5 protein-coding genes are annotated in these 6,733 nt (G+C 60.9%); all 5 read left to right on the forward strand.

Going from position 1 to position 6,733, the window contains the following annotated elements; genetic code table 11:
• Nucleotides 1–445: thiamine pyrophosphate-dependent enzyme (locus A3754_RS12560; protein ID WP_231880610.1), on the forward strand; the 445-nt coding region annotated here is incomplete at its 5' end.
• Nucleotides 446–585: 140 nt separating this feature from the next.
• Nucleotides 586–2,016 (forward strand): aldehyde dehydrogenase family protein, encoded by a 1,431-nt coding sequence (locus A3754_RS12565; protein WP_063519966.1) that lies wholly within the window; start codon nt 586–588, stop codon nt 2,014–2,016.
• Nucleotides 2,017–2,254: 238 nt separating this feature from the next.
• Nucleotides 2,255–2,953 (forward strand): endo alpha-1,4 polygalactosaminidase, encoded by a 699-nt coding sequence (locus A3754_RS12570; protein WP_231880611.1) that lies wholly within the window; start codon nt 2,255–2,257, stop codon nt 2,951–2,953.
• A gap of 81 nt (nt 2,954–3,034) precedes the next feature.
• Entirely contained in the window at nt 3,035–4,987 is a 1,953-nt protein-coding gene (locus A3754_RS12575) for a cation:proton antiporter (RefSeq protein WP_063519968.1), read from the forward strand.
• Nucleotides 4,988–5,256: 269 nt separating this feature from the next.
• The coding region (locus A3754_RS12580; RefSeq protein WP_063519969.1) for an AarF/ABC1/UbiB kinase family protein at nt 5,257–6,733 on the forward strand (1,477 nt) is incomplete at its 3' end.

The raw sequence follows: 6,733 nt of genomic DNA on the forward strand, positions 1-6,733 counted from the left end.
GTTGGATAACGCCCTAGCCACCATGGGCGCCGGCCTGCCTTCCGGCATGGCCGCGAAAATGGTCCACCCGGACCGCCGCGTCATGGCCATCGTCGGTGACGGCGGCTTCATGATGAACAGCCAGGAACTGGAAACCGCAGTACGCCTGAAGCTGGATATCGTGGTACTGATTCTGCGCGACGACGGCTACGGCATGATCAAGTGGAAACAGAACGATATGGACTTCCAGGACTTCGGCCTGGACTTCCAGAACCCGGACTTCGTGGATTACGCCCGCGCCTACGGCGCCCACGGCCACCGCGTGGAATCCACCGCCGGCCTGGGGCCGTTGATTGAAGAGTGCTACCAGCAAGGCGGCGTCCACGTGATCGACTGCATGGTGGATTACCGCGACAACAGCCGCATCCTCAACCGGGAAATTCGGGATCTTAGCTCGAAACTGTGAGTACAACCCGGACGGCTCGAGCAGCCTGCGCCGTTCGGGGTTTTGATTGTAGCGTCGGACGTCCGACGTCTGACGTCCGACGCGTTAAAGACAGCCCCAAAAAAACCTCATGGCCCACTGAAACGCCTTAAGGAACCGACATGCTAAAAGACGCCTACCCCTACTACCTGGCCAACGAAGCCGTCTTCGCCAACCAGGATCTGAATGTCACCGACAAATACAGCGGTGAAGTGGCCACCCGCGTGGCCATGGCGGACGCCGCCACCATCGACAAGGCCATCGACGCCGCCGACAAGGCCGCCAAGCCCATGGCACAACTGGCGCCCTACGAGCGCCAGGCAATCTTGTACCACTGCGTCAAGCGCTTTGAAGAACGTTACGAGGAACTGGCCCTGGCCCTGTGCATCGAAGCGGGCAAACCGATCAAGGATGCCCGTGGTGAAGTGGGCCGCCTGATCGACACCTTCCGCGTGGCCGCCGAAGAAGCCGTGCGCATCGACGGCGAAATGCCCAACCTGGAAATTTCCGCCCGTGCCAAAGGCTACCGGGGCATGGTCAAACGCGTCCCCATTGGCCCGTGCTCGTTTATTTCCCCGTTCAATTTCCCGCTGAACCTGGCTGCACACAAGGTCGCCCCGGCCATCGCCGCCGGCTGCCCCTTTGTGCTTAAACCGGCCAGCCGCACGCCCATCGGCGCCATCATCATTGGTGAAGTGCTGGCAGAAACCGACCTGCCGAAAGGCGCGTTTTCCATCCTGCCCTGTCATCGCGAAGGCGCCGACCTGTTCACCACTGATGAGCGTTTCAAGCTGCTCAGCTTCACCGGCAGCCCGGACGTGGGCTGGGACCTGAAAGCCCGTGCCGGCAAGAAACCGGTGATCCTGGAACTGGGCGGCAACGCGGCGGTAATCGTGGATGAAGATGCCGACCTGGACGACGCCGTGGAGCGCATCACTTTCGGCGCTTTCTACCAGTCCGGCCAGAGCTGCATCGGCGTACAGCGCATCCTGATTCACGATGCGATCTACGACGAACTGAAAACCCGCCTGGTGGAAAAAACCGCCGGCCTGAAAATGGGTGACCCGAAAGACGAAGACACCTTTATCGGCCCGGTGATCTCGGAAGGCGAAGCTACCCGGCTGGAAAACTGGGTTAATGAAGCTGTGGATGCCGGCGCCACTCTGCTGGTGGGCGGCAAGCGCGACGGCGCCATGCTCGAAGCCACCCTGCTGGAGAACGCGCCCAAGGGCACCAATATCGTGGAAGAAGAGGCCTTCGGCCCGGTGGCCGTGATCAGCCGCTTCAGCGATTTTGACGACGCTCTGAACACCGTCAACGATTCCAGGTTCGGCCTGCAGGCCGGCATCTTCACCCGCGACCTGTACAAGGCCCAGAAAGCCTGGGACGAACTGGAAGTGGGCGGCGTAGTGATCGGCGACGTGCCCAGCTGGCGCGTGGACAACATGCCCTACGGCGGCGTGAAGGATTCCGGCCTGGGCCGCGAAGGCATCCGCTGGGCCATCAACGACATGACCGAAGAACGGCTGCTGGTGATCCGTACCCCGCAATAAGCAACGCAGTTAAGCATTTCTGCGTACGCCGGGACTTACAGTCCCGGCGTTATTTCTTACATAAACACCTGCATATACTCACATTCCCAACGTCAAAAAACGCCTACCATCGAAAAGAACTCCATCAGGATTCGACTTCATGGCTGCGTCCCTTCCTCTCATCTCTGCGCTGGTTTCTTCCTTGCTTCCTGTCACGCCCCCGCCTCCCGAAGGAAGCTGGTATCAGCCCGATATAGATGTGAGCTGGCAAATTCAGCTCCAGGGTCCGATCAACACCGGTTATACCGCTGACCTCTATGTGCTGGACCTGTTCGACACACCCCAGAATGTGATCGACGACTTGCACGCCAGTGGCCGCCGAGTGATCTGCTATTTTTCCGCCGGTACTTTCGAAAACTGGCGCGAGGACAAGAGCCGTTTTACCGCTGCCGACAAAGGCCGGCGCCTGGGTAACTGGCCCGGGGAACGCTGGCTCGATACCCGCTCAATCAATGTCCGCGCGATCATGTCTGATCGCATTGCCCTGGCCGCCAGCAAAGGCTGTGACGGGGTGGACCCGGACAATGTGGATGGCTACAGCAACCGCACCGGTTTCCCGCTGAGCTATAACAGCCAGCTGGACTACAACCGCTTCCTGTTCGACACCGCTCACGACCACGGCCTGGCCGTATCACTAAAGAACGATTTGGAGCAAGTTGAAGACCTGGTTGATCACGCCGACTTCGCGGTGAATGAATCCTGTCACCAATGGCAGGAATGTCATCTGCTGACCCCGTTTATTGAAGCCGGCAAACCCGTGCTGCACATCGATTACCTGTACGGGGCCGACCCGCAGGGCCACAACATTCATTGCCAGCATATGGACAGCCTGGGCTTTCGCTCACTGACCCTGCCACTGGCACTGGACGACAGCTACCGCTTTAGCTGCAACGATTAAGCCTCGCCAAGCAAACACCGGGACTGCCCCCGACAACGGGGGCTGCTACACTGCCCTTTCGGCCTTTCGGAATGCAGTGTTATGCATGACACCCTGACATTAATTGTGGTTCTCCTCAGCAGTGCGGTAGTCGCTGTGGTGGTATTTCGCCGCCTGGGCATGCCTCCCATTCTTGCCTACCTGCTGTCCGGTCTGGCTGCAGGGCCGTTTGGATTCGGCTGGATCAATGACGTAGAAGGCATCCAGCACCTGGCCGAATTTGGCATCGTCTTTTTGCTTTTTACCCTGGGGCTGGAATTTTCCATTCCCCGCCTGATGACGTTGCGCCGCATTGTGTTCGGCGCAGGCCCATTGCAAGTCATTCTTACCGGGGCAGCGGTGTTCGCCGTCATGCGGTTGCTCGGTTTCCAGCCCATGACCGCCGGCATCACCGCCGGGGCGCTCGCGCTCTCTTCCACCGCCATCGTGATTCGTGATCTGATTGGCCGGGGTGCGGTGAACACCGGTTACGGGCGGGCTTCCACCGGCATCCTGCTGTTCCAAGATCTGGCGGCGGTGATCATGCTGGTAATGTTACCGGTGATCAGCAACAGCAGCGGCGATGCCCTGTGGGCCATGGCAGGCCTCACCCTGGGTAAATCCCTGCTGTTGTTTGCCGGCATCTACGTGGTGGGGAGATGGATACTGCCACGGCTGCTGGAAGAAACCGGCCGCACTCGCTCCGATGAAGTGTTTGTCATGACGGCCCTGCTCTTGGCTCTGGTCGCCGCCTGGGTGACTCACTGGCTGGGCTTGTCCATGGCGCTGGGCGCTTTTCTGGCAGGCATGATGCTGGGGGAAAGTCATTTCCGCCATCAGATCGAGGCGGACCTGCGCCCCTTTCGTGACCTGTTGCTCGGCTTGTTTTTTATCAGTGTCGGCATGCTGGTGGACCCAAATCTGTTTGCCGAACAGTGGCACTGGATCATCCTCGCTGCTGTCTCGCTGATGCTGTTCAAGGCGGTACTGATTTTCGCTTTGCTGCGTCTGCTGGGAGAACCTGCCGACACCGCCACCCGCAGCGGCCTTATTCTGTCCCAGTGTGGCGAGTTCGGTTTTGTGCTGGTTGCCCTGGCGGTGTCTCATCAAGTCATGTCGCCGGGTAAAGCCGGCCTGCTGGTGTCCATCACCGTACTCACCATGGCGGTAACCCCCGCCCTGCTGCAACACAGCGGAAAACTCAGCCGTCGCCTGCTGCGCCCGTGGATGGAAATCCCCAAGGACAGCCCGGTATCCGATAACATTTCCGGCCACGTCATCCTGTGCGGCTATGGCCGGGTGGGCCAGAACCTGATGCGTTACCTGAACCGCTTCCATCACCATGCCGTCGCAGTCGATATGGATCTGGTGCGCTTGCAGGAAGCCAGCGCCGCCGGCGAACACATCCTGTTTGGCGACGCCAGCCGCAAGGACATTCTCGAACGGGCGGGTATTCACCGCGCCCGCCTGCTGGTGGTGACATTCGATGACGCGCGTCTGGCGGAACGCATCATCCACACCTGCCGGGATCTCAACAGCGATGTGCGGGTGCTGGTACGCACCCGGGATGACACTCACCTGGATGCGCTCACGACAGCCGGTGCCGCCGAGGTCGTTCCCGAAGTACTGGAGGCGTCGCTGATGCTGGTGGCCCACGCCCTGATGATGCTCGACGTACCCTTTGAACGGGTGTTGGCGATGCTGCGCAAAACCCGCCGCGACCGCTACCGCATGCTGCAAGGCTATTACCACGGCGATTCCTTCCCCACCACCGACAGCGCCGGCAACCCCTATCGGTTGCTGCACGCCGTTACCCTCAGTGAAAAAGCCCGCAGCATTGGCCAGAGTATCCGTGACTGCGGCTTGCGCGATGTGGAAATCCGGGCGGTGAAACGGGCAGAACACACCCACGAAAGCCCGGATGAAAGCCTGGTCCTGGCACAAGGGGATACAGTCATACTTTACGGCCGACTGGAAGCCGTGGAAGCCGCCGAGGTTCGCTTGTTGGGCGGCTAACGCCCGAATCGCCACGGACACTCAACAAAAACGGCATGCCTGTTCACAAATCTGCGCGCACCGTAGCCCCTCTGCGCCCCCCAGGCGGTCACCGCAACCAGACAGAACGGGATATCCATACGTCAGGCCCCCGCAGACAGCCCGCAAACCGGCTTTCTTAGCGTATTGTCAAACAAAAAGGAGCCTTTGCTCACTTTTGACTTGCCCGCCTGCCTGCTTCGCAGTAATTTGTGAACACTTATACACAAAAACTGTGGAGGGCCCGCCCGATGCGAGCCACATCAGCGAACAACAACACGCTCCAGCCTGCCCAGCCGCAGGCAGATCAGGTGCCGAACTGGCAGCCGCTCAATGACTTTGCCCAGCGCAAGCAGCAAGACAGCGGACTGAAAGCCTGGATTGCCGTGGTCGAGGGTTGCATCAAGGCCATCGAGAAAACCGCCTGGCAGGGCCGGGAAATCGCCGACCAGGCCATTACCGCCTGCAAGGCCGTCACCCGTGGTGCCAGCGCCGTAAACGAAGAAATGCAGCTGCTCGCCGACGAAGCCCGCCGCTGGCCCGCGCGCCTCAAGCGCCTGACCAAAACCGGCTGGATGCTCACCAAGGTGGTCGCCAGCTATCGCCTGTGGGGCACCAGAGCCGCTTTCCTGCCGGGCAGCATGCGCGATGCCGCGCTGGCCAACCTGCACAAGCGCAACGCCAAACGCTTTCGTGACACCTCCCTGGAGCAGGGCGGCGCCTTCCTGAAAATCGGCCAACTGCTCTCCAGCCGTCCGGATCTGCTGCCCCAGGCCTGGGTGGATGAACTGGCCGTATTGCAGGATCAGGCCAGTCCGGTGGACTTTGCCGACATTGCCACGGTGCTGGAGCAGGAGTTCAACCAGCCACTGGATACACTGTTTGCCCACGTGGCCCCCCAACCCCTGGCTGCCGCCAGCATCGGCCAGGTCCACCGCGCCCGGCTGCACGATGGCCGCGAAGTGGCCGTTAAAGTGCAGCGCCCGGGGCTTGATGAAGTGGTCGAACTGGACATGACGCTGCTCAAGGTCTTCATGGACGCGGTGAAATCCGCCCTGCCGCCCATGGATATCGACACCATCGTCAACGAAATCCAGCGCACGGTTCGCGAAGAACTGGACTACCAGCGCGAAGCCCGCGTCATGACGGACATCGGCCGACAGCTCGCGGCCATCCCCGGGATTCGGGTGCCGACACTGGTGCCCGAGCGCAGCAGCCGGCATGTGCTCACCACCGAATTTATCCAGGGCGAGAAACTCACCCTCACCCTGGATCGCCTGAAAGAGTCGGACCCGGCGCAAGTCAGCGCCCTGCTCAGTACGCTGCTGGATGCCTGGTTTTGCCAGGTGCTCAACGGCGGCCTTTTCCATGCCGACCCGCACCCCGGCAACATCATGATCACCCCGGACAATACGCTGGTACTGCTGGATTTCGGCTGCGCGCAAGCACTCACCGACGACGCCCGCCGGGGTTACTTCCGGGTGCTGCAGGCTTGCATTGTTGGCGATGAAACCGTCATCGCCGACACCCTTACCGCCCTCGGTTTTGTCACCCGCAGCGGCGACCCGGCCACCCTGCTGGCATTTGTCTCTGCGGTGCTGGACCAGGTCCGCGACGCCATTATCAATCCCGGGCAACAGACCGGCTGGCCCACTGCAGAAGACATGATGCAGCAGGTCAGCGAACTGCTCGGCCGGCTGGAACACGACCCGGTGGGCACCCTGCCCG

The sequence above is a fragment of the Alcanivorax sp. HI0083 genome, from assembly GCF_001635175.1.

Coding starts and splice junctions, on each gene's coding strand:
- A3754_RS12565 (WP_063519966.1), top strand. CDS start 586: ATGCTAAAAGACGCCTACCCCTACTACCTGGCCAACGAAGCCGTCTTC.
- A3754_RS12575 (WP_063519968.1), top strand. CDS start 3,035: ATGCATGACACCCTGACATTAATTGTGGTTCTCCTCAGCAGTGCGGTA.